Source organism: Leminorella richardii, from assembly GCF_900478135.1.
Taxonomy (GTDB): domain Bacteria; phylum Pseudomonadota; class Gammaproteobacteria; order Enterobacterales; family Enterobacteriaceae; genus Leminorella; species Leminorella richardii.
Window position 1 is genome coordinate 375,106 of sequence record NZ_LS483470.1, and the last position, 24,895, is coordinate 400,000.

31 protein-coding genes (1 of these 31 cut by a window edge) are annotated in these 24,895 nt (G+C 50.2%); 19 read left to right on the plus strand and 12 right to left on the minus strand.

Annotation, left to right across the window (positions count from 1 at the left end; all coding sequences use genetic code 11):
- Nucleotides 1-6 precede the first annotated feature (6 nt).
- From rpsN to DQM29_RS01890, 16 genes are all read left to right on the plus strand, one after another.
- Nucleotides 7-312, plus strand: a complete 306-nt coding sequence (rpsN, locus tag DQM29_RS01815; protein ID WP_111739035.1) for a 30S ribosomal protein S14 — start codon at nucleotides 7-9, stop codon at nucleotides 310-312.
- A gap of 31 nt (nucleotides 313-343) precedes the next feature.
- Nucleotides 344-736 carry a 30S ribosomal protein S8 gene (rpsH, locus tag DQM29_RS01820; RefSeq protein WP_111739036.1) on the plus strand — a complete coding sequence of 131 codons (393 nt, stop codon included), beginning with the start codon at nucleotides 344-346 and terminating at the stop codon, nucleotides 734-736.
- Nucleotides 737-749: 13 nt separating this feature from the next.
- The gene (gene rplF / locus DQM29_RS01825) at nucleotides 750-1,283 is read left to right on the plus strand and encodes a 50S ribosomal protein L6 (RefSeq protein WP_111739037.1); all 534 of its coding nucleotides are present in this window, start codon (nucleotides 750-752) and stop codon (nucleotides 1,281-1,283) included.
- Between the two features lie 9 nt (nucleotides 1,284-1,292).
- On the plus strand, nucleotides 1,293-1,646 hold the full coding sequence (gene rplR / locus DQM29_RS01830) for a 50S ribosomal protein L18 (protein ID WP_111739038.1): 354 nt from the start codon (nucleotides 1,293-1,295) through the stop codon (nucleotides 1,644-1,646).
- A 14-nt stretch (nucleotides 1,647-1,660) separates the two neighbouring features.
- On the plus strand, nucleotides 1,661-2,161 hold the full coding sequence (gene rpsE, locus DQM29_RS01835) for a 30S ribosomal protein S5 (RefSeq protein ID WP_111739039.1): 501 nt from the start codon (nucleotides 1,661-1,663) through the stop codon (nucleotides 2,159-2,161).
- A gap of 6 nt (nucleotides 2,162-2,167) precedes the next feature.
- Nucleotides 2,168-2,347, plus strand: a complete 180-nt coding sequence (rpmD, locus tag DQM29_RS01840; protein ID WP_111739040.1) for a 50S ribosomal protein L30 — start codon at nucleotides 2,168-2,170, stop codon at nucleotides 2,345-2,347.
- Nucleotides 2,348-2,350: 3 nt separating this feature from the next.
- Complete coding sequence (rplO, locus tag DQM29_RS01845; RefSeq protein ID WP_111739041.1) at nucleotides 2,351-2,785, plus strand: 50S ribosomal protein L15; 435 nt, start codon at nucleotides 2,351-2,353, stop codon at nucleotides 2,783-2,785.
- A gap of 7 nt (nucleotides 2,786-2,792) precedes the next feature.
- Nucleotides 2,793-4,121: a preprotein translocase subunit SecY gene (gene secY, locus DQM29_RS01850; RefSeq protein ID WP_111739042.1), complete on the plus strand. Its 1,329-nt coding sequence runs from the start codon at nucleotides 2,793-2,795 to the stop codon at nucleotides 4,119-4,121.
- Nucleotides 4,122-4,155: 34 nt separating this feature from the next.
- A complete protein-coding gene (rpmJ, locus tag DQM29_RS01855; RefSeq protein WP_111739043.1) occupies nucleotides 4,156-4,269 on the plus strand; it encodes a 50S ribosomal protein L36 in 114 nt (37 codons plus the stop codon).
- A 153-nt stretch (nucleotides 4,270-4,422) separates the two neighbouring features.
- Nucleotides 4,423-4,779, plus strand: coding sequence for a 30S ribosomal protein S13 (gene rpsM, locus DQM29_RS01860; RefSeq protein WP_111739044.1), 357 nt, complete (start codon nucleotides 4,423-4,425; stop codon nucleotides 4,777-4,779).
- Nucleotides 4,780-4,795: 16 nt separating this feature from the next.
- Nucleotides 4,796-5,185 (plus strand): 30S ribosomal protein S11, encoded by a 390-nt coding sequence (gene rpsK, locus DQM29_RS01865; RefSeq protein WP_027275681.1) that lies wholly within the window; start codon nucleotides 4,796-4,798, stop codon nucleotides 5,183-5,185.
- A 32-nt stretch (nucleotides 5,186-5,217) separates the two neighbouring features.
- Complete coding sequence (gene rpsD, locus DQM29_RS01870; protein ID WP_111739045.1) at nucleotides 5,218-5,838, plus strand: 30S ribosomal protein S4; 621 nt, start codon at nucleotides 5,218-5,220, stop codon at nucleotides 5,836-5,838.
- A gap of 25 nt (nucleotides 5,839-5,863) precedes the next feature.
- Nucleotides 5,864-6,853: a DNA-directed RNA polymerase subunit alpha gene (locus DQM29_RS01875; RefSeq protein ID WP_027275683.1), complete on the plus strand. Its 990-nt coding sequence runs from the start codon at nucleotides 5,864-5,866 to the stop codon at nucleotides 6,851-6,853.
- 40 nt (nucleotides 6,854-6,893) lie between these two features.
- On the plus strand, nucleotides 6,894-7,283 hold the full coding sequence (rplQ, locus tag DQM29_RS01880) for a 50S ribosomal protein L17 (protein WP_027275684.1): 390 nt from the start codon (nucleotides 6,894-6,896) through the stop codon (nucleotides 7,281-7,283).
- 190 nt (nucleotides 7,284-7,473) lie between these two features.
- Nucleotides 7,474-7,917 (plus strand): Zn(2+)-responsive transcriptional regulator, encoded by a 444-nt coding sequence (zntR, locus tag DQM29_RS01885; protein ID WP_111739046.1) that lies wholly within the window; start codon nucleotides 7,474-7,476, stop codon nucleotides 7,915-7,917.
- A gap of 68 nt (nucleotides 7,918-7,985) precedes the next feature.
- Nucleotides 7,986-8,195, plus strand: a complete 210-nt coding sequence (locus DQM29_RS01890) for an alternative ribosome-rescue factor A (RefSeq protein WP_111739047.1) — start codon at nucleotides 7,986-7,988, stop codon at nucleotides 8,193-8,195.
- Between the two features lie 26 nt (nucleotides 8,196-8,221).
- Here the strand turns inward: DQM29_RS01890 and DQM29_RS01895 are convergent, their stop codons facing one another.
- The 12 genes from DQM29_RS01895 to def form a co-directional block, all read right to left on the minus strand.
- Nucleotides 8,222-9,373 carry a CdaR family transcriptional regulator gene (locus DQM29_RS01895; RefSeq protein WP_111739048.1) on the minus strand — a complete coding sequence of 384 codons (1,152 nt, stop codon included), beginning with the start codon at nucleotides 9,371-9,373 and terminating at the stop codon, nucleotides 8,222-8,224.
- Between the two features lie 70 nt (nucleotides 9,374-9,443).
- Nucleotides 9,444-10,604, minus strand: a complete 1,161-nt coding sequence (locus tag DQM29_RS01900) for a glycerate kinase (RefSeq protein ID WP_111739049.1) — start codon at nucleotides 10,602-10,604, stop codon at nucleotides 9,444-9,446.
- 59 nt (nucleotides 10,605-10,663) lie between these two features.
- A complete protein-coding gene (locus tag DQM29_RS01905) occupies nucleotides 10,664-11,848 on the minus strand; it encodes a thiolase family protein (RefSeq protein WP_111739050.1) in 1,185 nt (394 codons plus the stop codon).
- A 10-nt stretch (nucleotides 11,849-11,858) separates the two neighbouring features.
- Nucleotides 11,859-12,596: a 3-oxoacyl-ACP reductase FabG gene (gene fabG, locus DQM29_RS01910; RefSeq protein ID WP_111739051.1), complete on the minus strand. Its 738-nt coding sequence runs from the start codon at nucleotides 12,594-12,596 to the stop codon at nucleotides 11,859-11,861.
- 29 nt (nucleotides 12,597-12,625) lie between these two features.
- Nucleotides 12,626-14,212, minus strand: coding sequence for an acyl CoA:acetate/3-ketoacid CoA transferase (locus DQM29_RS01915; RefSeq protein ID WP_111739052.1), 1,587 nt, complete (start codon nucleotides 14,210-14,212; stop codon nucleotides 12,626-12,628).
- 16 nt (nucleotides 14,213-14,228) lie between these two features.
- Entirely contained in the window at nucleotides 14,229-15,599 is a 1,371-nt protein-coding gene (locus DQM29_RS01920; protein ID WP_197708841.1) for an MFS transporter, read from the minus strand.
- A gap of 176 nt (nucleotides 15,600-15,775) precedes the next feature.
- Nucleotides 15,776-17,317, minus strand: a complete 1,542-nt coding sequence (locus DQM29_RS01925; RefSeq protein ID WP_111739053.1) for a class I adenylate-forming enzyme family protein — start codon at nucleotides 17,315-17,317, stop codon at nucleotides 15,776-15,778.
- A 353-nt stretch (nucleotides 17,318-17,670) separates the two neighbouring features.
- A complete protein-coding gene (mscL, locus tag DQM29_RS01930; protein WP_111739054.1) occupies nucleotides 17,671-18,084 on the minus strand; it encodes a large-conductance mechanosensitive channel protein MscL in 414 nt (137 codons plus the stop codon).
- Nucleotides 18,085-18,203: 119 nt separating this feature from the next.
- Nucleotides 18,204-19,580 carry a Trk system potassium transporter TrkA gene (trkA, locus tag DQM29_RS01935; RefSeq protein WP_111739055.1) on the minus strand — a complete coding sequence of 459 codons (1,377 nt, stop codon included), beginning with the start codon at nucleotides 19,578-19,580 and terminating at the stop codon, nucleotides 18,204-18,206.
- A gap of 44 nt (nucleotides 19,581-19,624) precedes the next feature.
- Nucleotides 19,625-20,917: a 16S rRNA (cytosine(967)-C(5))-methyltransferase RsmB gene (rsmB, locus tag DQM29_RS01940; RefSeq protein ID WP_111739056.1), complete on the minus strand. Its 1,293-nt coding sequence runs from the start codon at nucleotides 20,915-20,917 to the stop codon at nucleotides 19,625-19,627.
- Nucleotides 20,918-21,002: 85 nt separating this feature from the next.
- Nucleotides 21,003-21,950 carry a methionyl-tRNA formyltransferase gene (gene fmt / locus DQM29_RS01945; protein ID WP_111739057.1) on the minus strand — a complete coding sequence of 316 codons (948 nt, stop codon included), beginning with the start codon at nucleotides 21,948-21,950 and terminating at the stop codon, nucleotides 21,003-21,005.
- 37 nt (nucleotides 21,951-21,987) lie between these two features.
- Nucleotides 21,988-22,503 carry a peptide deformylase gene (gene def / locus DQM29_RS01950; RefSeq protein ID WP_111739058.1) on the minus strand — a complete coding sequence of 172 codons (516 nt, stop codon included), beginning with the start codon at nucleotides 22,501-22,503 and terminating at the stop codon, nucleotides 21,988-21,990.
- Nucleotides 22,504-22,771: 268 nt separating this feature from the next.
- Here def and dprA point away from each other — a divergent pair, with 268 nt between their 5' ends.
- The 3 genes from dprA to tsaC form a co-directional block, all read left to right on the plus strand.
- Nucleotides 22,772-23,857 (plus strand): DNA-processing protein DprA, encoded by a 1,086-nt coding sequence (gene dprA / locus DQM29_RS01955; protein ID WP_111739059.1) that lies wholly within the window; start codon nucleotides 22,772-22,774, stop codon nucleotides 23,855-23,857.
- 98 nt (nucleotides 23,858-23,955) lie between these two features.
- A complete protein-coding gene (locus DQM29_RS01960) occupies nucleotides 23,956-24,504 on the plus strand; it encodes a DNA topoisomerase family protein (RefSeq protein ID WP_111739060.1) in 549 nt (182 codons plus the stop codon).
- Nucleotides 24,497-24,895, plus strand: partial view of an L-threonylcarbamoyladenylate synthase type 1 TsaC gene (gene tsaC, locus DQM29_RS01965; protein WP_111739061.1) — the 5' portion only. It continues 159 nt past the right edge of the window; the window shows 399 of its 558 coding nt (coding positions 1-399); its start codon is at nucleotides 24,497-24,499; its stop codon lies beyond the right edge, outside the window. The genes DQM29_RS01960 and tsaC overlap by 8 nt, the downstream gene beginning before the upstream one ends.

Genomic DNA, 24,895 nt, shown 5'->3' on the forward strand with positions numbered 1-24,895 from the left:
TGACTCATGGCTAAGCAATCAATGAAAGCACGCGAAGTTAAGCGTGTAAAATTAGCTGACAAGTTCTTTGCAAAGCGCTTAGAGCTGAAAGCAATTATCTCTGATGTGAACGCATCTGACGAAGATCGTTGGAATGCAGTGCTCAAGCTGCAAACGCTTCCTCGTGATTCCAGCCCAAGCCGTCAACGTAACCGTTGCCGTCAGACAGGTCGTCCTCACGGCGTCCTGCGTAAGTTTGGGTTAAGCCGTATTAAGGTCCGTGAAGCCGCTATGCGCGGTGAAATCCCGGGTCTGAAAAAGGCCAGCTGGTAATTCAACCATTGAATCACGGGAGTAAAGACAGATGAGCATGCAAGATCCGATCGCGGATATGCTGACCCGTATTAGAAACGGTCAGGCCGCGAACAAAGTTGCGGTCACAATGCCTTCCTCCAAGCTTAAAGTGGCTATTGCCAACGTGCTGAAGGAAGAAGGCTATATCGAAGAATACAAAGTTGTAGGCGACACCAAGCCCGAACTGGAACTGGTACTTAAGTACTTCCAGGGCGCGCCGGTCGTAGAAAGCATCCAGCGTGTAAGCCGCCCTGGTCTGCGCATCTATAAAAGAAAAGATGAGCTACCAAAAGTTATGGCCGGTTTAGGTATTGCTGTTATTTCTACCTCTAAGGGTGTTATGACCGATCGTGCAGCTCGCCAGGCAGGTCTTGGTGGCGAGATTATCTGCTACGTAGCTTAATCAGGAGGAAAAAATGTCTCGTGTTGCTAAAGCACCCGTCGTTATTCCTGCTGGTGTCGAGGTAAAACTCAACGGTCAGGCTATAACAATTAAGGGTAAAAACGGCGAGCTGTCACGTACAGTCCATGACGCCGTTGCAGTTAATCAGGATAACGGTGCGTTAACCTTCGCTCCTCGCGACGGTTTCGCTAACGGGTGGGCCCAAGCGGGTACCGCACGCGCTCTGATCAACGGCATGGTTGTCGGTGTTACTGAAGGCTTCACCAAGAAGCTACAGCTGGTAGGCGTAGGCTACCGTGCGGCAATTAAGGGTAATGCAGTAAGCCTGTCTTTAGGCTTCTCTCACCCTGTTGAGCACGCTCTGCCTGCAGGCATCACTGCCGAATGTCCAAGCCAAACTGAAATCGTACTGAAAGGTGCTGATAAGCAGTTAATTGGTCAGGTCGCTGCAGATTTGCGTGCCTACCGTCGTCCTGAGCCTTACAAAGGCAAGGGTGTCCGTTACGCCGACGAAGTCGTGCGTACCAAAGAGGCTAAGAAGAAGTAAGGTAACACTATGGATAAGAAAGCAGCTCGTATCCGTCGTGCGACCCGCGCACGTCGTAAGATTAAAGAACTGTGTGCGACTCGCCTGGTGGTTCACCGTACTCCGCGCCACATTTACGCACAGGTTATCGCACCGAACGGTTCTGAAGTTCTGGTTGCAGCCTCTACCGTAGAGAAGGCGATTGCAGAGCAAGTGAAATATACCGGAAACAAAGACGCTGCCGCCGCAGTAGGTAAAGCTATTGCTGAGCGCGCGCTGGCCAAAGAGATCACTAAGGTGTCCTTTGACCGTTCTGGTTTCCAATATCATGGTCGAGTCCAGGCGCTGGCAGATGCTGCCCGCGAAGCTGGCCTTCAGTTCTAAGGTAGAGGTGTAAGATGTCTCACATCGAAAAACAGGCTGGTGAACTGCAGGAAAAGCTGATCGCGGTAAATCGCGTATCTAAAACCGTTAAGGGTGGCCGTATTTTTAGCTTCACCGCACTGACTGTAGTGGGTGATGGCAACGGGCGCGTAGGTTTTGGTTACGGTAAAGCGCGTGAAGTTCCAGCAGCGATCCAGAAGGCGATGGAAAAAGCCCGTCGCAATATGATCAATGTTGCTCTGAACAGCGGTACCCTGCAGCACCCAGTTAAGGGTGTTCACACAGGTTCTCGCGTGTTCATGCAGCCAGCATTTGAAGGTACCGGTATTATCGCCGGCGGTGCAATGCGCGCCGTTCTGGAAGTCGCCGGAGTACGTAACGTATTGGCTAAGGCCTATGGTTCTACTAACCCGATTAACGTGGTTCGTGCAACTATGGACGCCTTGGAAAATATGAAGTCTCCTGAGATGGTTGCTGCCAAGCGTGGTAAAGCCATCGAAGACATTCTGGGGTAATCAGCAATGGCAAAGACTATCAAAATTACTCAAGTTCGCAGCTCCATCGGCCGCCTGCCTAAGCATAAAGCTACGCTGGTTGGTTTAGGTCTGCGTCGTATCGGTCATACCGTTGAGCGCGAGGATACTCCTGCGGTTCGCGGAATGATCAACAGTATTTCCTATATGCTTAAAGTGGAGGAGTAAGAGATGCGTTTAAATACTCTGGCTCCGGGCGAAGGCTCAAAACACGCTCCTAAGCGCTTAGGTCGCGGTATCGGTTCTGGTCTGGGTAAAACCGGCGGTCGTGGTCACAAAGGTCAGAAGTCTCGTTCTGGCGGTGGCGTACGTCGTGGTTTTGAAGGCGGTCAGATGCCTTTATACCGTCGTTTACCGAAGTTCGGTTTTACTTCTCGTAAGGCGATGGTGACAGCAGAAGTTCGTCTGTCCGACCTGGCCCGCGTTGAAGGCGATGTGATCGACCTGAACGTGCTGAAAGCGGCTAACGTTATCGGCATCGAGATTGAGTTTGCGAAAGTAATGCTTTCCGGCGAAATCAAGCGTCCGGTTACCGTTCGTGGTATGCGCGTATCGAAAGGCGCGCGCGCTGCGATTGAAGCCGCTGGCGGGAAAATTGAGGAATAAGTAGCAGATGGCTAAGCAACCAGGATTAGATTTTCAAAGTGCGAAAGGCGGTATCGGCGAGCTGAAGCGCAGACTGTTGTTTGTGGTTGGTGCTTTGATCGTGTTCCGCATCGGCTCTTTTATTCCGATCCCTGGTATTGACGCCACTGTGCTTGCCAAGTTACTCGAGCAGCAAAGAGGGACCATCATTGACATGTTTAACATGTTCTCTGGTGGCGCCCTCAGTCGTGCCTCTGTCTTTGCGCTGGGCATTATGCCGTACATCTCGGCCTCTATTATCGTACAGCTGTTGACTGTGGTTCATCCTAAGTTAGCAGAGTTGAAAAAAGAGGGCGAAACTGGTCGTCGCAAGATTAGCCAGTATACGCGTTACGGTACATTGGTTCTGGCCATATTCCAGTCTATCGGTATTGCTACCGGTTTACCGAATATGGGGATGCCGGGCTTGGTGATTAATCCAGGCTTTGCATTTTACTTTACTGCGGTTGTGAGTCTGGTTACGGGAACCATGTTCCTGATGTGGCTGGGTGAGCAGGTGACTGAACGGGGTATCGGTAACGGTATTTCGATCATCATTTTCGCCGGTATCGTAGCAGGGCTACCGCCTGCGATTGGGCAGACTATCGAGGATGCTCGGCAGGGTGAGCTACATGTTCTTCTGCTACTGTTGATTGCCGTTTTAGTATTCGCGGTAACGTTCTTTGTTGTGTTTGTTGAGCGTGGTCAGCGTCGTATTGTCGTTAACTACGCTAAGCGCCAGCAGGGGCGTCGCGTATATGCAGCTCAGAGCACTCACTTACCGTTGAAAGTGAATATGGCGGGTGTTATTCCTGCAATCTTTGCTTCAAGTATCATTCTGTTCCCGGCAACTATTGCTTCGTGGTTCGGTGGTGGTACCGGTTGGAACTGGTTGACAACAATTTCTATGAATTTGCAACCTGGACAACCGCTTTATGTGTTACTCTATGCGGCCGCAATCATATTCTTCTGTTTCTTCTATACGGCGTTGGTCTTCAACCCTCGTGAAACAGCGGATAACCTGAAGAAGTCCGGTGCGTTTGTACCAGGGATTCGTCCGGGAGAGCAAACGGCTAAATACATAGATAAAGTGATGACGCGTCTGACTTTCGTTGGCGCCATGTACATTACCTTTATCTGCCTGATCCCGGAGTTCATGCGTGATGCGATGAAAGTACCCTTTAACTTTGGTGGTACTTCACTATTGATTGTCGTCGTCGTTATCATGGACTTTATGGCTCAAGTGCAAACTCTGATGATGTCTAGTCAGTATGAGTCTGCATTGAAGAAAGCAAACCTGAAAGGCTACGGCCGTTAATTCGGGCTAGCTTGAGAAGTTACGGAGAGTTAAAATGAAAGTTCGTGCTTCCGTCAAGAAACTATGCCGCAACTGCAAAATCATTAAGCGCCACGGTATCGTGCGCGTGATTTGCGTTGAACCAAAGCATAAACAGCGTCAAGGCTGATTTTAGCTTTTGGTATTTTTTTCTTGCAAAGTATGGTTGAGCTGGCTAGATTAGCCAGCCAATCTTTTGTTTGTGTAACCGCGGCACTATTTGAGTATCCTGAAAACGGGCTTTTCAGAGTAGTGCTGCGATATTTAATTGTAGGAGTGCATAGTGGCCCGTATAGCAGGCATTAACATTCCTGATCATAAACATACCGTGATCGCATTAACTGCGATCTTCGGTATCGGTAAAACCCGCTCACAGGCTATCTGTAAAGCGGCTGGTTTTGCTGAACATGTTAAGATCAGTGAACTGTCTGAAGAGCAAATTGACATTCTGCGTGACGAAGTTGCCAAGTACACTGTCGAAGGTGACCTGCGTCGTGAAATTACCATGAGCATCAAGCGTCTGATGGACCTTGGCTGCTACCGTGGTATGCGTCATCGTCGTGGTCTCCCGGTTCGCGGTCAGCGTACCAAGACTAATGCCCGTACCCGCAAGGGTCCGCGCAAGCCGATCAAGAAATAATCGGGGTGATTGAATAATGGCAAAAGCACCTGTTCGTGCACGCAAGCGTGTAAGAAAGCAAGTTTCTGACGGTATGGCTCATATCCATGCATCTTTTAACAACACCATTGTAACCATTACCGATCGTCAGGGTAATGCACTGGGTTGGGCAACAGCTGGTGGTTCCGGCTTCCGTGGTTCTCGTAAATCCACTCCGTTCGCGGCTCAAGTAGCGGCTGAACGCTGCGCTGAAGCAGTGAAAGAGTACGGAATTAAGAATCTGGAAGTGATGGTCAAAGGACCAGGTCCAGGTCGTGAGTCAACTATCCGCGCTCTGAACGCGGCTGGTTTCCGCATCACTAATATTACTGATGTGACTCCGATCCCTCACAACGGTTGTCGTCCTCCTAAGAAACGCCGCGTATAACGCCTCGTTTCTAGGATTGTTGGAGAAAGAAAATGGCTAGATATTTGGGTCCTAAGCTCAAGCTGAGCCGTCGTGAGGGCACCGACTTATTCCTTAAGTCTGGTGTTCGTGCGATCGATACCAAGTGTAAAATTGAACAAGCTCCTGGTCAGCACGGTGCGCGTAAGCCACGTCTGTCTGACTATGGCGTCCAGTTACGTGAAAAGCAAAAAGTTCGTCGTATTTACGGCGTTCTGGAGCGTCAGTTCCGTAACTATTATAAAGAAGCAACTCGCCTTAAGGGCAACACCGGTGAAAACCTGTTGTGTCTGTTGGAAGGTCGTTTAGACAACGTTGTTTACCGCATGGGGTTCGGCGCTACGCGTGCTGAAGCACGTCAGCTGGTTAGCCACAAGGCCGTAATGGTTAATGGTCGCGTTGTTAACATCGCTTCTTTTCAGGTATCTCCGAATGACGTAGTCAGCGTACGTGAAAAAGCGAAAAAGCAATCTCGTATTAAGGCCGCTTTAGAGCTGTTTGAACAGCGCGAAAAGCCGACTTGGATCGAAGTTGATGCTGCAAAGATGGAAGGCGTTTTCAAACGTAATCCTGAGCGCGCCGATCTGTCTGCGGACATTAACGAACACCTGATCGTCGAACTTTACTCTAAGTAAAGTTTAGTACCAAAGAGAGGACACAATGCAGGGTTCTGTGACAGAGTTTCTAAAACCACGCCTGGTGGATATCGAGCAACTGAGTTCGACTCATGCCAAGGTGACCCTTGAGCCGTTAGAGCGTGGCTTTGGCCATACTTTAGGTAACGCACTGCGCCGCATTCTGCTGTCATCCATGCCGGGATGTGCGGTAACAGAGGTTGAGATTGATGGTGTACTTCATGAGTACAGCACCAAAGAGGGCGTTCAGGAAGATATCCTGGAAATCCTGCTCAATCTGAAAGGGTTAGCGGTAAAAGTTCATGGTAAAGATGAAGTTATTCTTAGCTTGAATAAGTCTGGCATTGGCCCTGTGACTGCAGCCGACATCACCCACGATGGTGATGTTGAAATCGTCAAACCTCAGCACCTGATCTGTCACCTGACTGATGAGAACGCATCTATTAGTATGCGTATCAAAGTTCAGCGCGGTCGTGGTTATGTGCCGGCTTCTGCCCGTATTCATACGGAAGAAGACGAGCGCCCAATCGGTCGTTTGCTGGTTGACGCCTGCTACAGCCCAGTAGAGCGTATTGCCTACAATGTTGAAGCAGCGCGTGTTGAACAGCGTACCGACTTGGATAAGCTGGTTATCGAGATGGAAACCAACGGCACGATCGATCCGGAAGAATCGATCCGTCGTGCGGCAACCATTCTGGCGGAACAACTTGAAGCTTTCGTTGACTTACGTGATGTACGTCAACCAGAAGTGAAAGAAGAGAAGCCAGAGTTCGATCCGATCCTGCTGCGCCCGGTTGACGATCTGGAACTGACTGTCCGCTCCGCTAACTGCCTCAAGGCAGAAGCTATCCACTACATCGGTGATCTGGTACAGCGTACCGAAGTTGAGCTGTTGAAAACGCCTAACTTGGGTAAAAAATCTCTTACTGAGATTAAAGACGTGCTGGCTTCCCGCGGTCTGTCTCTGGGCATGCGCCTGGAAAACTGGCCGCCAGCTAGTATTGCTGACGAGTAACCGGATCGCAGGTTAAGGTTTTACTGAGAAGGATAAGGTCATGCGCCATCGTAAGAGTGGACGTCAACTGAACCGCAACAGCAGTCATCGCCAAGCTATGTTTCGCAACATGGCAGGTTCTTTAGTTCGTCATGAGATCATCAAGACGACTCTGCCTAAGGCGAAAGAACTGCGTCGCGTGGTTGAACCACTGATTACACTTGCCAAGGCTGATAGCGTTGCTAACCGTCGTCTGGCATTCGCCCGTACTCGTGATAACGAAATCGTGGCAAAACTGTTTAATGAGCTTGGCCCGCGTTTTGCGAGCCGCGCCGGTGGTTACACTCGTATTCTGAAGTGTGGCTTCCGTGCTGGTGATAACGCTCCGATGGCTTACATCGAGCTGGTTGACCGCGCAGAAAAAGCTCCAGAAGAAGCAGCAGCAGAGTAATTTGTCGCTGTGTGAAAAAGCCGGGTTAATCCCGGCTTTTTTATGCCTGTCGTTTCAATTTTTGTTCCTCTATTTTTCCCCTCTCTTTCTACCGGTCTCTACACACGCTTGCATTACATGACGACTTGACCTTACGATGAGTAGTAGATGGAGTGAATCTCACCACTATTTGATAAGCAGGGGAAATGCTATGTACCGTATAGGGCAAATAGCCAAGCTGGCTGGCGTTACGCCTGACACCATTCGCTACTATGAAAAGCAGAACATGATGTCGCATGACGTTCGTTCTGAAGGCGGATACCGTTTGTATACTGAGCAGGACTTACAGCGGCTGAAGTTTATTCGCTACGCCAAACAGCTTGGTTTCACGCTAGAGTCGATCGCGGAACTGCTTTCCATTCGCGTGGAGCCTGAGCAGCATACCTGTCAGGAATCGAAGTCTATTGTTGAAGCGCGGCTGGGTGAAGTTGAACAGAGATTGGCTGAGCTTGAACGAATGAGAACGTCACTGAGGCGGCTAAGCGATGCCTGTTGTGGAAAGGCTCACAGCTCTGCCTACTGTTCAATTCTTGAGGCATTGGAGCAGGGAGCTACTAGCGAGATGCCCAGAATCGATCTAAGAAAGAAACAATAGCCAGCCCTGATTTTTTGGTCTATGATGCGCGCGTTTTATCATCAATGGACAAACTGAATGAGGTTTCTATGTCTAAATATCAGCACAAGAAGGGTAAGATCCAACACAACGCCCTTGAAGCTCTACTCCACGATCCTCTGTTTCATCAACGAGTAGAAAAAGCAGCCAAGGGAAAAGGCAGCTATCGACGCAGGGATAAGCACACCGCCAAGTCAGGCTGGGAGGCTGGAGATAAAATGAGGGAAATCGTCGTTTTATCTCCAGCCTTCTGCCTTTAAGCTTACAGATATTTTCCTACTCTTTCTTATCCTTTCCCGAGCTGTGATTTTTTAGGTTCGCCTTCCTGATAGTAGTGTAATGCAATCATTAGCTGGCAAAGCTCTTTGAGAACAAAGGGATCTAGAGAAGTAATTTCTTTTATTTGATGAAGACGATAGTTAAGCGTATTGCGATGGATCCCGAGATTTTGCGCAGTAGGGTTAATTTCCGCATTATTATCAATATATGCACAGAGCGTTTTTATAAGAGTTTGACCGCTGTTCTGTGCCAATAGCTTGTTTAAGTGATGGTGATAGTAGAGAGTGAAATGGCTACTCTTGGCTTCACTAAGCAGTCCGCAAAATGCTGACTGCTTCCCATCTATTACTCGTAGATCTGAATAGGTAGACTTGCTATGGGCAAGCATTTCTTTAAGCATAAAGATTGACTGACGAAATGAATGCGGTGCGCTTGATTCAACGCCTACGGCAATGGTGTAGTGACTGAGCTGAGTTTCAAGGAATGTGTTGATATTATCGACAATCAGACTTGCCCGTTTAGGCTCGGAGATAAGCAGCAGAATTTCATCATAGCTCAGCAGTACGACTCGTTGCGACTGTGAGATTTTGGAAAGCTCATTGAGGATATTATCTATTGTTTTACCCTGTAGGTTACCTCCGGTTTCAATGTTAATGAGCAGTGGAATCAGCGGTACATCCAGTGCGATATCCTGCTGCTCTAGCTGAGAGAGAATATCTTTCTCTCTCTCTGCGTCTGTTAACTCAATGTACTGTTTTATCAGAAGATCTCTAATTCGGTATTGCCAATTAATCTCCCGAATATCTAAAGACTGCTTAATCAGAAGCTCAGCCGCCAGAATGGCCAGTTCCGCATAGCGCCCGATAGCTACGGGATTACCGCTGATACCGATCACCATGACTACCCTGTCATCCACAATAATAGGGTGATTGATGCCGGGTTGAACGTTTTTATACTTCGCTGCCTGCTGGGACGTTTCAATCGTCATTCTCTGGCGGCTTTTTATGACTTCATAAGCTGCTTCGTGTCGTTCACCGATTCGGTGGCTTTCACCGGAGGCGATGATGATGCCCTGATGATCGATGACGTTCACGTTATGATGAATAATACCCATTGCGCGTTTAACGATGGTGTTTGCGAGCTCTGGTGAAATCAACATGCGTATGTCCTGTCAGTATTCATTATCCAATCATAGTGCGAAACGACGCTTTGGAAGCAGCTGAGTGTCATTATTGAGACATTAGTCTTGAACCTACACACAACGTGCGAATTAAAGACTCGGCGGCATCAGCTAACAGGGGCTCTGCATTTTGCATAGCGTCTTCCAGCGAAATAGGACGAGGGCAGATTGACCACATAGCGTCGATATGGTGTTGATGCAGGAGAGATGCACCTTCACCCAGAGATCCTGCGAGAGCGACCACTGGTTTGTTGTAAGCGGCAGCCAGCATTGCTACGCCTACAGGGGCTTTACCATAGCTGCTTTGTTCATCCAGCTTGCCTTCTCCTGTAATAACCAAGTCTGCTTCGCTGATAATTTTTTGAGCGTTCAGAAGTTCTAGCACTAGCTCTATACCCGGCCTTAGCGCTGCATTGGTGAACCAAAGAAGAGCGGCTCCCATTCCTCCTGCAGCTCCCGCCCCTGGTGTTTGATTAACGTCTTTTCCAAGAGCCTGTGTCAGAACGCGGTGATAGTTTTCCATTCCACGTTCTAAAGCCGCGAGCTGGGTTTCATCGGCACCTTTTTGTGGGCCATAAATCCGAGTGGCGCCATTGGCGCCCAAGAGCGGGTTATTCACGTCACAAGAGGCTTCAAAGCGAACGTTTGCAAGGGCCGGATGCAGCTGCGCGGTATCAATGTAGGCAATGTGTATCAGGTCGCTTCCGCTGGCCGGTGAAGGAATGAGCCGTTTTTCTTTGTCAAAAAAGCGCGCTCCCAGAGCCTGCGCAAAGCCAACGCCACCATCGTTTGTGGCACTGCCGCCTAGGCCAATGATGATATGGGTTTGCCCGGCATCCAGAGCGTGCTTTACGAGCTGCCCTAGTCCATATGAGCTAGCCTTGGCCGCATTACGCTGCGCTTTGGGGGTGAGCTCTAAGCCGCTGGCCTGAGCCATTTCAATAATGGCTCGGCTTTCACTTAGGCTAAAATATTCCGCACAAACCGTTTGACCATAAGGACCGGTGACGTTTACACGGTGCTTTATTTTTCCCGACAGAGAAGGGCTTTCATCCAGAATTTGCAGCAGCCCCTCCCCACCGTCGGCAATGGGAAGCTGATGGATGCTGATGTCTTTACGATAGCGATTAATACCGCTAGCGATGGCGCGACAGGCCTGCTGTGCGCTACAGCTGCCTTTAAATGAGTCAATGGCGATTACAATTTTCATCATGCTTCCTTATCGAGAGAAGGGAGGGGGATAAGGGGGCCAAAAGCCCCCAACATCCGCTATTGTTCACGTTCGAATAGCACTGAAATTCCCTGTCCTCCGCCGATACACATGGTTGCCAGGCCTGTATTAACTCCCCGACGCTCCATTTCATACATCAGCTTGACGGAAATAATGGCACCGCTGGCACCTACCGGGTGACCAAGCGCAATAGCGCCACCGTTGACGTTCACTTTGGCAGGATCGAGCTGCAAATCGTTGATGACGGCTAAAGACTGGGCAGCAAAGGCCTCATTAAGCTCAATCAAATCGATATCATGGACGGACATATTGAGCTTTTGCATCAGCTTTTTGGTCGCTGGTGCGGGGCCAAATCCCATGATCTCGGCTTCACAGCCTGCGACAGCCCATCCTTTTACGACCATGCGGATAGGTAGCCCGAGCGCTTCGGCTTTTGCTCGCGTTGTTATGACTAAAGCGCCTGCACCGTCGTTAATGCCAGACGATGTAGCGGCAGTGACGGTACCGTCTTTTTTGAAGGCCGGTTTAAGCTGAGCGTATTTTTCTCTCGGCGTATCACGAGGGTGCTCGTCTTCGTCGAATACTCTGACTGTTTTACCTTCACGCACCTCAATAGGCAGAATCTGAGACGTAAAGTGGCCCGCCTTAATTGCCGCCAGCGCTTTTTGCTGACTATTCCAGGCAAATTCGTCCATTTCTTCGCGCGTGATGTTAAAGCGCTCTGCAACGAACTCTGCTGTCATTCCGTTGTGATAGGGGCCTTCAGGCCAGGTTAAAATGGAAATGATGCCGTCTTGCAGATCTCCGTCACCCAGTCGATAGCCGTAGCGAGCCTTACGGATATAGTAGGGGAGCTGGGTCATATTTTCGGTACCGCAGGCGACGGTAATTTCAGCATTGCCGGTTTGCAGTTCCATCATACAGTCGACGATGGCCTGCAGGCCGGAACCGCACTGGCGGTTAACAGAATAGGCTGTAGTGCTGTTAGGCAGCCCCGCCCGCAGCTGACATACGCGGGCAATAAAGCCGCTTTCTGCGATTTGGCCTACGTTGCCGACCACAACTTCATCAATTTGTTCTGGTTTCAGGCCGGCTCTAAGAACGGCTTCGCGGATCGCTGCTGCACCCAGATCGTGCTGATGGACGTCTTTAAAGCTGCCGCCCATGGTGCCAATAGCGGTACGAACGCCGCTGACGACGACAATATCGTTTGGTTGTTTCATTTTTTTCTCCTTAAAGAACCATGCCGCCGCCAACGTTGATCACTTCCCCGTTGATGTAGCGGGCTTCATCAGATGCCAGAAAGGCGACGCAGTGGCCAACGTCTCTTGGGTCTCCGGCGTATCCTGCAGGGATTTTACTGACCATGATGTCCCAGACTTTCTCTGGTACGCCTTTTGTCATATCGGTTTCGATAAACCCTGGGCAAATGGCGTTAACGGTGACGCCTTTACGCGCCAGCTCGCGGCAGGCGGTTTTTGTCAGCCCTACGACGCCAGCCTTTGAGGCGGCATAGTTAGCCTGACCGATGTTGCCCAGCCAGCTGGCTGATGAAATGTTGATAATGCGGCCGTGGCCTCGCTCTCTCATGCGGATAGCGGCTTCCTGCATGCAGTGGAAAGTGCCTTTTAGGTTGACGTCCATCACTAAATCCCAGTTTTCTTCCGTCAGCTTGTGCAGCATGGCGTCACGGTTGATACCGGCGTTGTTGACCAAAATATCAACTGGGCCTAACACCTCTTCGGTCTCAATAAACAGGCGATTAACCTCTTCGCGATTGGCGATATTGCAGGGAATGAATACGGCACGATAGCCGGCTTTGATGAGCGCCTGAGCGGTTTTTTCTCCGCTCTCTTTATCAACGTCACAAATAGCGACGGCAGCGCCGCGTTCAGCCAAAACCTCAGCAATGCCTTTGCCCAGACCACGACTGGCACCGGTCACGATGGCGACTTTATTCTGTAATGACATAGGGGGTACTCCTTATTGATTGAATGTATTTATTGGTGAGATGCCTGAGCCAACGCTTGGACCAGTCCAAAGCTTTCTTCGTTGAACAGGGAGGAGTCCATCTGGCCGAGAGGCTCTGCGATGAGAGGCTGGAACTCCATCTGCTGTAGAACGTCTTTTTCAAGATCGATGCCGGGCGCAATTTCAATCAGCATCGGCCCCTGTGCCGTGAGTTCGAAGACGGCTCTTTCTGTCACCAGATGCATCTTTTGCCCTTTGGAGCGGGCAATTTCACCGTTATAGGAAATTTGGTTGATGTCCTTTACCAGCTTTTTCACGGAGCCTTCTCGCACAATGTTGACCTTTCCGTCGCGAAACTCGACTTCCAGTCCCTTCGCCGTGAAAGTGGAGCAAAACACAACGTGTCGGGCGTTTTGCGTAATGTCGATAAAGCCCCCAGCTCCGGTGCAAAGATCGCCCATTTTGGTGGCGTTGATATGGCCGCTAGCGTCCATTTCTCCCGCTCCCATATAGGTAATATCGACGCCTGCGCCGTTGTAATAGAGCATCTGTTCCTGGTGGCCGATCATAGCCGTCAGGTTTTTTCCAATGCCGAAATCAATACCGCCTGCCTGAACGCCGCCGTAGATCCCTGACTCAACGGTGATCGTGACGTCATTGGTTGCACCTTCCTCGTGGATGATGGTGCCGATAACATCGTTTGGGATCCCCGTTCCCAGATTGATAACGCACTCTGGATAGAGGAACTGGCAGGCTCGGCGGCCGATAGCTTTACGGATGCTTAAAGGCAGTCTGTCTACTTCGCCAGTAGGGCTGACGAGTTCTCCACAGTAGGCGGGGTCGTAATACCAAGACGAGGTTTGCCGATGGTCTTCTATAGGGTTATCACAGACGATAACGGCATCGATAAAGTTACCCGGCACGACGACTTGCTTAGGGTGAAGCGTTCCCTTCTGCGCTAAATTTTTTACCTGAGCGATAACTTTCCCACCAAACCGCTTGGCGGCCAGTACAGCCTGAATCACTTCAAGCTTCATGGCCTCTTCTTCACAGGTTAGATTGCCGTCCGTGTCGGCGGTTGTTCCGCGAATGATAACGGCGTCTAAAGGAATAGCGGGATAGAACAGGTACTCTTCATCGCGCATTGTGACGACTTCGACTAAGTGCGGAAGGGCACGGGTCTTGTCATTCATCTGCCCACCTTCCTGGCGGGGATCGATGAAGGTGCCTAGGCCAACCTTGGATAAATAGCCGGGCTGACCAGCGGCCATGGCAGCATAAAGGTGCACGATTTGTCCCTGAGGCAGGCAGAAAGCCTCAACGCTATTGGAGGCAATGCGCTCCATCCACTTGGGTGCCAGCCCCCAGTGGGAGCCAATAATACGTTTTACCATTCCGTGGTGGACAAAGTGTTGGTTACCACGGTCACGGTTTGATTGACCGGCTGAGTGAATATAGGTCAGATCGCAGGGAGAACCGGTTTCAAGAAAGCGTTTTTCAAGAGCCTTAAGAACGGACTCAGCGGCGCCGATAAGAGTCATGCCGATAGTACAGACGGTAGCACCATCTTTGATAAGTTCTGCGGCCTGCTGTGCCGTGATAACTTTGTTTTTCATAAAGCAAGAGTCCTGTTTATCCACGCTGTTCGGTGACGGAAGCGCTGCTGGAAGCGGGTGACGTACTGTCATTCGCCGGTTGACTTTCTTTAACACTGGGAGGCTGTTTCACAATGGCAGCACCAATGGTTGCGCAGGTGAGTAGAACAACGGCAAACCACAGCCCTGCGCTTGGCGAGCCGGTGGTATCTTCCAGTAGGCCAAAGACGTAAGGCCCAAAGAAACCGCCGGTGATCCCTAAGCAGGCGAGCAGCCCAAGGCCTCCTGCCAGCATGTTTCCGCTCATGAGCGTTGCCGGGTAGGTGAAGATGATTGACTGAACCACAAAGAACATGGAGGCGCCGATACAGAATCCGATAAGCCCAAGCACCGGTCCGCCCAATGCGCCGATAACAAAGCCAATGGCCATGGACATAAATCCGGAAACCAGCATGGCCTGAGAGCGTTTGGCAGTATTGGCGTATTTAGGTAAGAAGAATCCTCCCAGCGCTGCGGCAATCCAAGGAATGGCGGTTAATAGCCCCAAGGTAAAGGTACTCATCTCTCCATAACTGCGGATAATGCTTGGTAGGAAGTAGGTCAGGCTGTAAACGGCAATCTGGTGGGTAAAGTAAATTGCGACGATCAGCAAGAAGGTTTTATTGGTGAACGCAGTTTTAAAGGAGAACTTTTGGTCCTTGTCTACGCCGATGGGGCGCTCGGACTCTAGCGTTGTTTCAATATAGTTGACGTCTTCAGGCGTGAGCCATTTGGCGTCGCGAGGTCTGTCAGGTAAAACGGCGTAGACGTAAAATGCCAGCAGAATAGCGGGTACGCCTTCGACAATGAACATCCACTGCCACCCGTGCATTCCACCGACGCCGTCCAGCATAAGCAGCGCTCCACCCAGCGGTGCACCAACAATATTGGCAATACAGACGCCGAGCAGGAACATCCCCACAGCACGGGCTCTTTCTTCACGGCCGAACCAGTAGGTTAGATAAAGAATAATGCCCGGGTAGAGACCTGCCTCAGCTGCGCCCAGCAGCAGGCGCATAACGTAAAATGAGATAGGTCCGGTAACGAATGCCATACCGGCAGAGATGATGCCCCATGTGATCATGATGCGGGTGATCCAAAAGCGAGCACCGACGCGGGCCATAATCAGGTTACTGGGAATTTCCATCGTTGAATAGGTCAGGAAAAACAGACCTGCGCCAAGGCCGTAGGCGGTTGCGGAAAGTCCAAGATCTATGGACATGGACGCTCTGGCAATACCGATATTTGTGCGGTCAATAAAGCTGATGATGTAGACAATAATCAGCAGCGGCATTAAGTGCTTATACACTTTGGCATTCGTAATCGCAGCTTGCCCGAGTGAGGCAACTTTTGACTGTATGTTTGGCATGGTTGATATTCTCCCCTCAATATGAGGTTATTTATCGACGTAGAGTAGAGTTAGCCGTATGATTTTTAGGACGTGGTTACCCCGCGCTAAATAAAAACGTGCGCTGTTATATTTCCGGCTAATGTTAAAGGTAAGACGATTTTTCCTTTTTTATTAAAGAGTGTTAATCCTTTTTGTTAATGTTGATTGGCTCTTTTTCTCAGAGCGACTTTGTCCGTTTTTCCATTGGCATTTTTAGGAAGTTCGGATACAAATATAACCTTTGACGGTATTTTAAATTTGGCAATCCTTTCGGAAAGCCACTGGGTGATATTGTCACTGACCAGCGGCTGTTTCTTATCGGCAATAATAAAGGCGACGGCTTCTTCCCCGTAGATGTCGCTTAACTTAGGCACGATGGCAATGTCCTTAACGCCAGGGTAATTAGAAATAAGATTTTCTATCTCTATACAATAAATTTTCTCACCGCCGCGGTTAATCATGTCTTTGCTTCGGTCTTTAATGAATAAATAATTGTCTTTATCAAGCGCTGCAATATCGCCGGTATAAAACCAGTCGTTATCAAAATATTGACGATTTACTTTTTCATTATTCCAGTACTGTTTTATAACGCCCGGACCTTTTAACCACAGATGTCCAGTCTCTCCTGCTGAAAGCGGTTTATTATTATCATCCCTTATCTGGCATTCCATACCTGGAATAGGAACGCCAGAGCTGCCTATTTTGGGGCTTTGGCGGACATCCATAGGAAATATGCTGGCAGGGGACGTGGTTTCCGTCAGACCGTATATCGGGCGTATCTCGGTATGTGGAAATAGCGCAGAAAGTCTATCGATAATACCGACGTTTAAATGTCCGGCTCCACAGGCGATAGTCTTCAGGCTTTCATAGTTGTAGCTTTTCTCATGCCTTTCCGCTTCCTGAGTAATGAGGATAAACACGGTAGGTGAGCCGTGCAGAAAAGTAATTTTATGCTGTTCTACAGTTCGCAAAATCTCATCTGCGTTAAAGCGCTGGTGCAGGTGTATCGTTCCGCCGATATGAATAAACAGACAAAGCAGTGCTGAGAGACCGGTAATGTGGCAAATAGGAATGGGGAGAACGGTACTGTCGTTCTCATTAAGCGCCAGCGCCTGATGATAGGCATTGACGGCGTACAGGAAGTTACCGTGGGTTATTGCTGCTCCTTTGGGAGAACCCGTTGTGCCAGAGGTGTAGATGATTGCGGCGATATCGTCACTTTGCACAAGGCATGGGCGATGGCGGAACCCATCGGGCTGACTGTCGACGTTTCTTATCATAAACTGCCAGTTGGATAAGGAGACTCTCTGTGTTTCATCTATTTCCCCTGCGCCTAGCCAAGGCTGACTGTCGGCATCATAGAAAATAACTTTGGCATCAACGTTTTCTAGGAGTGTCAGGCTATCGTCTGATTTTAGCTTGGTGCTTAAGGGGACAACTATCGCACCCAAAGCCATCGCGGCGTAAAACAGGAAGCAGAACTCGGGGCGATTGCCAAGAGCAAGGACGATAACGTCACCTTTCTTTAGCCCGAAGCGTTCAGTAAGGCAAAACAGGCTCACCTGTACACTGTCTTGAAACTGTCGATAGCTATATCGGTGGCCTTCAAAAAATAGCGCAATACCGTCCGGGCGGCTTTCTACGCTCCGCTGCAGGCTTTGATATAAGTTCTGAATGACTGGTGATGACGTGCCCATGACCCTATCCTTACTGTTCAACTTCTGACCGTAAGAAGTATAGGAAATCGAGCTGGGTGAAAAACGCGGAAGGTTTCACATCTTGTCCTAACGGTTATGTAGACGCTATTGTCAAAAATGACAGTGTGAAACAGGCATCATGACGTCAGGTGTTGCGTGTCAGTCGTCATATTTTGTTATGAATAATTTATAATTTGGTTAAATTAAAAAATTGAGCGTTTTTTGAGCGTTTATTTTTGTGCAAATGAATAAATTGTTAGAGGCTGAGATTGGGGAGGGGAATATTGGGGGCTGTAAAAGGAAAGAGGCCCGACTCGTTCAGAAGAGTAGAGCCTCTCTAGTAAACGGTATGGCTATTGCTTGCTTTGCTGATTTTTCAGTATGTCGCGGATGTCTGTCAGCAGTTTTTCTTCAGCGGTAGGCTCTGGGGCAGCGGCGGCTTCTTTTGGCTGCTCACGGCGCAGCTTGTTCATCAGCTTGATGGCCATAAAAATGGCAAACGCCACAATGATAAAATCGAAAATGTTCTGAATGAACACACCGTAGTTCATGACGACGGCGGGTACGTCTCCGCTGGCCTCTCTCAGCACGAGAGAGAACTGTTTAAAGTCGACACCGCCAATTAATAGGCCAAGGGGCGGCATGATAATGTCAGAGACCAGAGACGAAACAATTTTGCCGAACGCCGCACCGATGATAACACCGACAGCAAGGTCGACAACGTTGCCGCGCATGGCAAATTCGCGAAACTCTTTAAGCAGACTCATAAATGATTACCTTTATCAAAACCAATGATCTAAGCATAACAAGGCATACGTAATTTGCCATCTTGTTGATGATAAATAACGTAGAAAGCGCACCGCTGAAATAGCGGTGCGGCGTGTAGCTACAGGAAAAAGGGACTGGGTTGAAACAGACGCTCGACGTCGGAAATGTACTTTTTATCCGCCAAAAACATCACGACGTGGTCGCCTTGTTCAATAACGGTGGTTCTGTCAGCAATAATGACATCGTCCCCTCTGACTAATGCGCCAATGGTTGTACCGGGCGGCAGTTTGATATTTTCTACCTGTCTGCCGACCACCTTAGAGGTGCTTTCATCACCGTGGGCAACGGCTTCAATGGCTTCGGCAACCCCGCGGCGCAGCGTAGAGACTCGAACAATATCGGCTTTGCGCACGTGACCAAGCAGCGCGGAGATAGTGGCCTGTTGGGGGGAAACGGCAATGTCGATAACGCTACCCTGAACCAGATCAATATAGGCGTGGCGCTGTATCAACACGATGACTTTTTTGGCTCCCAGACGCTTGGCCAGCATGGCTGACATAATGTTAGCTTCGTCATCATTAGTGAGGGCAATAAAGAGATCCATCTGTTCGATATGCTCTTCCGACAGCAGCTCTTGGTCGGAGGCGTCGCCACAGAACACGACGGTATCCTGAAGGATTTCCGCCAGCTCCGCTGCGCGTTCTGGATTACGCTCTATCAGTTTAACGCTGTAGTCTTTTTCCAGCTTTTTAGCCAGACCTGCACCCACGTTGCCTCCGCCGACGATCATCAGGCGCTTGTAGGGTTTCTCCAGTCGCTGAAGCTCGCTCATTACGGCGCGAATGTTCTCTGTCGCAGCGACGAAGAACACTTCGTCACCCGCTTCAATGATGGTTGAGGCCTGTGGTCGAATGGGGCGATCCTGACGAAAAATAGCGGCTACGCGCGTTTCAATATGGGGCATATGCTCGCGTAGAGACGAGAGTGCATTACCAACCAGAGGCCCACCATAGTAAGCGTTTACTCCGGCAATGCTGACTTTATCCTCGGCAAAGTTTACAACCTGAAGCGCCCCGGGGTATTCAATTAGCTTATAAACGTAGTCTGTAACCAGTTTTTCTGGCGAAATAATGTGATCGACTGGGACCACTTCCGGTTCGAACAGCTTTTCCTCTTCACGAAGGTATTCCGGCGAACGAATGCGGGCAATGCGATTGGGGGTGTTGAACAGCGAATAGGCAATCTGGCAGGCGACCATGTTGATTTCATCGGAGTTGGTTACCGCCACGAGCATATCTGCGTCATCGGCGCCCGCTTCTCGAAGCACTCGCGGATGACAGGCGTGACCCTGAACGACCCTGAGGTCGAACTTATCCTGAAGCTGGCGTAAGCGACCGATGTTATTGTCGACCAGCGTAATGTCGTTGTTTTCACCCACCAGGTTTTCAGCCAGCGTGCCGCCGACTTGACCCGCACCGAGAATGATAATTTTCATGATGCTCTCTTTCGGGCTTTAGCGCCCTTTACCCCAGTTTTCGTTTATGCCTTCGTCAGTTTAGCGTAGAAAAAGCCGTCCCCGCCCTCAAGTTCAGGCAGGTTTTGACGGTAGGTCGCTCCCGAGTCGTCAATGGCCACTGGTACTGCATCGGGATGACGCTTGATAAACTCTTCTATTTGTAGCCTGTTTTCCTCAGGAAGAATAGAGCAGGTGGCGTAAATCAGCGTGCCTCCCGGCTTGAGGCGAGGCCAAACGGCGTCGAGGATCTCTCGCTGTAACGCAGCAAGCTCGTTGATATCATCGCTGCGGCGCAGCCATTTGATATCTGGGTGGCGGCGAATAACGCCGGTAGCTGAACAAGGGGCATCCAACAGGATGCGATCGTAAAACTCTCCATCGCACCAGGATAAAGGATCTCTTCCGTCACCGAGTCGCACTTTGGCGCGTTGACCGAGGCGCGTCAGGTTTTCATTTATGCGTTTGAGACGATTCTCATCGATATCGACAGCCGTTACGGTTGCATCCGGTGCGGCTTCGAGTATATGTGTCGTTTTACCCCCCGGTGCTGCGCAAAGATCCAGAATATTTTCGCCGTTTTCTGGCGCGAGTAGAGGAATGCAGCCCTGAGCGGAGGCGTCCTGAACAGTCGCCCAGCCTTCGCTAAATCCGGGCAGTAAAGTCACCGGACACGGTGTGGTGAGACGCAGTGCATCGGTATAGTCGGCGTGAGGATGTGCGTCGATGCCTGCATGCTGGAGCAGTGCAAGATAGGCGTCGCGGCTGTGGTGTTGGCGATTGACCCGTAGCCACATAGGCGGCTTTTGATTATTGGCTTCGACAATCTGTTGCCACTGTTCCGGATAGGCATCCTGAATGCGCTGTAGCAGCCACGAAGGGTGTTGATATCGACTCTTTTCGTGCTGCTGTTGCTCGGTAAGCGCCTGCTGCTGGCGCTGGAATTCACGCATTACGCCGTTAATCAGGCCTTTCATCTGAGGGCGCTTTAACGCCAGAGCGCCGTTAACCGTCTCGGCAACCGCCGCGTGAGCGGGGATCCGTGTATACAGCAGTTGGTAAAGGCCAACGAGCAGCAGATAGTGCAGCGGTCTTTGTTTGCCTGTGAGCGGTTTGTCCATCAGTCGGTGAATATACCATTCCAGCTCAGGTAAAACGCGAAGCGTACCGAAACAAAGCTCCTGTATCAGAGAGCGATCTTTGTCTGACAGCGGCTTTTGCATTTCAGGCAGAACGTTGCTGAGGGACTGGCCCTTGTCCAGGACTTGCGCAATGGCGTTTGCTGCAATAGCGCGAAGGTTATATTTATTATTTTTCATTATTGGAGACGGTTCAGTTACGGTCATTGGGCGGTAGAACAAGAAAATGTAACTGCGCCGATCGTTAATATCGTCGGCGCACCTTTCAAACTAAGCTTCGTCCCGGAGTAAACCATTCACGGCGGGAGTTCAAAATGTCCTGTGCGGACATCGGCTTTTTCCCTGCGGGCTGCAGCTGAGTCATATTAAGAATACCTTCGGCTGTTGCAACCTGAATACCCGATCTGTCGGCAGAGATAATTGTCCCTGGCGCTTCTGTCGCTGCACCAAGAATGACTTCCGCAGCCCAAACTTTGACCGGCTGTTCATCAACGGTGAAATAGCTTATCGGCCACGGGTTAAACGCGCGGATGCATCGCTCCAACTGAGCGGCGCTGAGAGACCAGTCCAGCCGAGCTTCCTCTTTACTCAATTTCTCTGCGTAGTTTGCCTGAGCGTCATTCTGCTTTTCCGGCACTAGCGTGCCGCTAGCCATTTGCTCCAGAGTAGCCAGTAGCCCTTGTGGCCCAAGCTCTGCGAGTTTGTTATACAGCGACGCGCTGGTGTCTTCGGGAGAAATAGGGCAAGACAGTTTGTACAGCATGTCCCCTGTGTCGAGGCCTGCGTCCATCTGCATAATGGTAACGCCAGTTTCGGCGTCTCCAGCCCACAGCGCACGCTGAATAGGAGCCGCTCCACGCCAGCGAGGCAGCAGTGAGCCGTGAACGTTAATGCAGCCCAGACGCGGCATATCGAGCACGGCCTGAGGCAGGATAAGCCCATAGGCCACCACGACCATCACATCGGCTTTGAGATCGGCAACCAAACGCTGATTCTCTTCTGGACGCAGCGACGCGGGTTGAAAAACGGGAAGCTGGTGGTTAAGCGCCAGCTCTTTAACTGGGCTAGGCGTCAGCTTATTGCCTCGCCCTGCGGGGCGGTCTGGTTGAGTAAAAACACCTACAACCTGATGGCGAGACGAAAGCAGCGTGTCAAGATGGCGCGCTGCAAAATCGGGAGTACCAGCAAAAATGATTCGCAAAGGTTCAGACACGGCAGTTCCTATAAAATCGAGAGTGACCGGAGGGAAATTAACGCGCTGCGCGCGCTTCCTGCCGGGCGATTTTTTCCAATTTTTGCTGAATGCGCTGGCGCTTTAGGGGAGACAGATAGTCAACGAACAGCTTACCTTCCAGATGATCCATTTCGTGTTGAATGCAGATAGCTAAAAGGTCATGCGCTTCCAGTTCGTATGGCTCACCGTCGCGATTCAAAGCCCGAATTTTGATGTATTCAGCACGAGGTACAAAGCCGCGAGACTCAGGGACGGAAAGACAACCTTCTTCAATACCGGTTTCACCCGATTTCTCTATCACTTCAGGATTGATAATCACGTAATGTTCGTCCCGGTTTTCCGACACGTCGATAACGATAATTCTCTGGTGAATATCCACCTGCGTTGCCGCAAGGCCGATGCCTTCTTCGGCATACATTGTCTCCAGCATATCGTCAGTGATGCGCTGGATTTCGGGAGTGACTTCCTTAACGGGCTTTGCCTTGATGCGCAGTCGCTCATTAGGAAAATGTAATACAGGTAATACTGCCATATGTCGTTACATCACCGTTTACTAGAGAGATTCTTTGTCCCTATTCTAGTCGTTTCTACTGATGATTGACAGTATCACTCAACTATTGGAGTGATAGCCAAGGGGCGGAGGCAGGCTTGTGCGAGATGTTTCGCAATGCAGCGTATCGTTTTTTGTAAACAGAGAAAAAGTCAGCGTGATGTCTTCATATTTACTCATAAGGTTGTGTGCTGTTTTGCTCTTTGTCACTACTGTAGTGTTTTAAAGGGCGGAATAAAGATGAAACACGATGACGAAAGAAGAGTGGTGGCTGCGCCTCTTGATGATTTCAGGCCATAAATGGCCTCACCTTAAAGGGCTAACGACTACAGAAGGAATAAGCTTTAGTGAGCAAACGCTGTTAAGCCTTGGATTTAGCGCTGAGCAGTGTGTCAGCTTTAACTGCGTTAATCAGTTCGACCTGGCGAAGTCTCTCGACTGGCTGGGCGGGAATAACCGTCGTCTGATTGCATTTTGTGATGAAGACTATCCTCCGTTGCTGAGAGCGATATCGAGACCGCCTGTTGTTCTGTTTGTTGAAGGGAAGGCAGAAGTATTACCGCGTGCTCAAATTGCTATGGTGGGCAGTCGGCACTTTAGTCGCTACGGTGAGCGCTGGGCGAGCTATTTTGCCAGTGAGCTGGCAGGCAGTGGCTTTACTATCACCAGTGGACTGGCGTTGGGTATTGATGGCATTAGTCATCGCGGTGCGCTGTCGGCAGGAGGGGTAACAATTGCCGTTCTGGGCGGTGGAATTGGGAAGCTTCATCCTAAAAGCCACGCGGCGCTATCTGCACAGATCGTTGAGAGTGGCGGAGCGCTGGTATCAGAATTTTTGCCCTTTGAACCGCCGAAAGCGGAACATTTTCCCCGTAGGAACAGAATAGTCAGCGGGCTAAGCTTAGGGGTATTAGTTGTAGAGGCTCGGATAAAGAGCGGTTCCCTGATTACGGCCAAGTATGCTCTGGAGCAGGGTAGAGAGGTTTTCGCGCTTCCTGGTCCGCTGGACAACGAGAACTGTAGCGGAACTCACAGCCTGATTCAGCAAGGCGCCATGCTGGTGGCAACGCCTGCTGACGTTATTGAGAACCTGAACAGTTCTCTACGCTGGCTGCCGTTGCTACCTCCTGTTCCTGAGGTGAAAGTACAGAATGATCCCTTCCGACAAGAAGAACGGCCAGCATTGCTGAACCATATAGGTAAACATCCGCTTCCTGTCGACATTATCGCTCAAAGAGCGGGTTTATCTATCTCGGACGTTACTGTTCAGCTTGTCGAACTTGAACTCTTGGAGTGGGTTACTCAGGTTTCCGGCGGCTATGCACTCAATCGATAAATAAGCCGATAGGAAAATTTGGCTAATCGGGTAGACTGTCGACATCGGTGTATTGAATGCCAGTTGTCATTGACATAAGGCGCAATTAAGGGGGATTGATGAGCAAAGCGGCACTATTTACTGCTAAAAATGAAGAAGCCTGCCCTGAATGCGGTGCGCCTCTTGTCATACGCAGCGGAAAGCAGGGGCCCTTTCAGGGATGCTCGCGCTATCCTGAGTGTACGTTTATTCGCTCCCTTAAACCTCAAAGCGACGGGCATATTGTTAAAGTGCTGGAGGGGGAGGTGTGTCCACAGTGCGGTTCGTCACTGGTACTTCGTCAGGGGCGATATGGTATGTTTATTGGCTGTATGGCCTACCCGGACTGCGAATACATTGCCTCTATCAATCAGCCCGATGACACACAAATAACTTGTCCTCAGTGTAAAAAAGGCCATTTGCTGCAGCGAAAATCGCGCTATGGGAAGGTGTTTCACGCCTGTGATCAATACCCCGACTGTCAGTTTACGCTGAATCATACGCCGGTTGCGGGTGAGTGCCCGATTTGCAGCTATCCTTTACTTTTGGAAAAGCGTACAGCGAAGGGGCTTCGTCTGTTTTGCGCCAGTAAGCTATGTGGTAAAGAAGTTACAACAGAAAATGACTGATAATATAAATACGATAGTTGAGCTGCTAGGCCAGCAGCGAGTAGTCGCTTACCCAACCGAGGCAGTGTTTGGACTTGGTTGCGATCCGGATTCGGAGTCTGCAGTGTCGGAACTGCTTAGTATTAAGCAGCGATCCTGGGAGAAAGGATTGATATTGATTGCCGCAGATTATGAACAGCTAAAGCCTTACGTTGACGATACGGCGCTAACGCAGGCGCAGAGAGAAGCGGTATTTTCCCGCTGGCCGGGGCCCATTACTTGGGTCATGCCCGCTAGGCCAACAACGCCTAAGTGGCTGACGGGGCGGTTTGATACGCTAGCTGTAAGAGTGAGCGATCACTCACAGGTGCGTACGCTGTGTAATGCTTTTGGTAAGCCACTGGTTTCTACT

Excerpts from the sequence above, each read along its gene's own strand:
- rpsN (WP_111739035.1), top strand. The coding sequence starts at position 7 with ATGGCTAAGCAATCAATGAAAGCACGCGAAGTTAAGCGTGTAAAATTA.
- rpsH (WP_111739036.1), top strand. The coding sequence starts at position 344 with ATGAGCATGCAAGATCCGATCGCGGATATGCTGACCCGTATTAGAAAC.
- rplF (WP_111739037.1), top strand. The coding sequence starts at position 750 with ATGTCTCGTGTTGCTAAAGCACCCGTCGTTATTCCTGCTGGTGTCGAG.
- rplR (WP_111739038.1), top strand. The coding sequence starts at position 1,293 with ATGGATAAGAAAGCAGCTCGTATCCGTCGTGCGACCCGCGCACGTCGT.
- rpsE (WP_111739039.1), top strand. The coding sequence starts at position 1,661 with ATGTCTCACATCGAAAAACAGGCTGGTGAACTGCAGGAAAAGCTGATC.
- rpmD (WP_111739040.1), top strand. The coding sequence starts at position 2,168 with ATGGCAAAGACTATCAAAATTACTCAAGTTCGCAGCTCCATCGGCCGC.
- rplO (WP_111739041.1), top strand. The coding sequence starts at position 2,351 with ATGCGTTTAAATACTCTGGCTCCGGGCGAAGGCTCAAAACACGCTCCT.
- secY (WP_111739042.1), top strand. The coding sequence starts at position 2,793 with ATGGCTAAGCAACCAGGATTAGATTTTCAAAGTGCGAAAGGCGGTATC.
- rpmJ (WP_111739043.1), top strand. The coding sequence starts at position 4,156 with ATGAAAGTTCGTGCTTCCGTCAAGAAACTATGCCGCAACTGCAAAATC.
- rpsK (WP_027275681.1), top strand. The coding sequence starts at position 4,796 with ATGGCAAAAGCACCTGTTCGTGCACGCAAGCGTGTAAGAAAGCAAGTT.
- rpsD (WP_111739045.1), top strand. The coding sequence starts at position 5,218 with ATGGCTAGATATTTGGGTCCTAAGCTCAAGCTGAGCCGTCGTGAGGGC.
- DQM29_RS01875 (WP_027275683.1), top strand. The coding sequence starts at position 5,864 with ATGCAGGGTTCTGTGACAGAGTTTCTAAAACCACGCCTGGTGGATATC.
- rplQ (WP_027275684.1), top strand. The coding sequence starts at position 6,894 with ATGCGCCATCGTAAGAGTGGACGTCAACTGAACCGCAACAGCAGTCAT.
- zntR (WP_111739046.1), top strand. The coding sequence starts at position 7,474 with ATGTACCGTATAGGGCAAATAGCCAAGCTGGCTGGCGTTACGCCTGAC.
- DQM29_RS01890 (WP_111739047.1), top strand. The coding sequence starts at position 7,986 with ATGTCTAAATATCAGCACAAGAAGGGTAAGATCCAACACAACGCCCTT.
- DQM29_RS01895 (WP_111739048.1), bottom strand. The coding sequence starts at position 9,373 with ATGTTGATTTCACCAGAGCTCGCAAACACCATCGTTAAACGCGCAATG.
- DQM29_RS01900 (WP_111739049.1), bottom strand. The coding sequence starts at position 10,604 with ATGAAAATTGTAATCGCCATTGACTCATTTAAAGGCAGCTGTAGCGCA.
- DQM29_RS01905 (WP_111739050.1), bottom strand. The coding sequence starts at position 11,848 with ATGAAACAACCAAACGATATTGTCGTCGTCAGCGGCGTTCGTACCGCT.
- fabG (WP_111739051.1), bottom strand. The coding sequence starts at position 12,596 with ATGTCATTACAGAATAAAGTCGCCATCGTGACCGGTGCCAGTCGTGGT.
- DQM29_RS01915 (WP_111739052.1), bottom strand. The coding sequence starts at position 14,212 with ATGAAAAACAAAGTTATCACGGCACAGCAGGCCGCAGAACTTATCAAA.
- DQM29_RS01920 (WP_197708841.1), bottom strand. The coding sequence starts at position 15,599 with ATGCCAAACATACAGTCAAAAGTTGCCTCACTCGGGCAAGCTGCGATT.
- DQM29_RS01925 (WP_111739053.1), bottom strand. The coding sequence starts at position 17,317 with ATGGGCACGTCATCACCAGTCATTCAGAACTTATATCAAAGCCTGCAG.
- mscL (WP_111739054.1), bottom strand. The coding sequence starts at position 18,084 with ATGAGTCTGCTTAAAGAGTTTCGCGAATTTGCCATGCGCGGCAACGTT.
- trkA (WP_111739055.1), bottom strand. The coding sequence starts at position 19,580 with ATGAAAATTATCATTCTCGGTGCGGGTCAAGTCGGCGGCACGCTGGCT.
- rsmB (WP_111739056.1), bottom strand. The coding sequence starts at position 20,917 with ATGAAAAATAATAAATATAACCTTCGCGCTATTGCAGCAAACGCCATT.
- def (WP_111739058.1), bottom strand. The coding sequence starts at position 22,503 with ATGGCAGTATTACCTGTATTACATTTTCCTAATGAGCGACTGCGCATC.
- dprA (WP_111739059.1), top strand. The coding sequence starts at position 22,772 with ATGACGAAAGAAGAGTGGTGGCTGCGCCTCTTGATGATTTCAGGCCAT.
- DQM29_RS01960 (WP_111739060.1), top strand. The coding sequence starts at position 23,956 with ATGAGCAAAGCGGCACTATTTACTGCTAAAAATGAAGAAGCCTGCCCT.